The 457-nt window shown below is 51.0% G+C and carries 1 protein-coding gene; it reads right to left on the reverse strand.

The genetic code is table 11. The features are described 5' to 3' along the window. The coding region (locus EOB36_RS34055; protein ID WP_245467979.1) for a hypothetical protein at window positions 1–431 on the reverse strand (431 nt) is incomplete at its 3' end. Window positions 432–457: the final 26 nt, after the last annotated feature.

Raw genomic sequence — 457 nt, forward strand, 5'->3', positions numbered from 1 at the left:
CGCGGTTGAATTTCCAGCATGATTTCGTTGCTAAGAATATTAGCAAGTTCAGTCTCTGCATCAAGACCATGAACAGCCTTGAGATCTTGTGCGAGTTCAGTCGTGTACTCTGCCTTGAGGGCGCGAGTCTTAGCAACTACCGATGTACGGTCGATGCTAAATGCCATCTCTCCGAACGGGTTAGTAGTTGCATCACCGAGTGATTCCCCGAGAGTGGTAGACATACCCGGAGTGGCGGGGTAACTTGACATCGTAGTACCAGCGGTCTGTTGACTGGAAGTGTCTGCGAATGGATCTGAACCCTGTGCAGTAACATCGTGTCCGGTTGAACCAGAGAACTGAGTTAGAGCCTCGTCCTTGAGTGCTTCTGTTCCGCCTTGAGCCTTATAGTTGGCTCGGAGAGCAAAGATGAGTCCGGTAGGACCGGTCATAGGCTGAACCCCCCAAATATCAACCA

The organism is Mesorhizobium sp. M6A.T.Cr.TU.017.01.1.1, from assembly GCF_004023115.1.
GTDB classification, from domain to species: domain Bacteria; phylum Pseudomonadota; class Alphaproteobacteria; order Rhizobiales; family Rhizobiaceae; genus Mesorhizobium; species Mesorhizobium mediterraneum.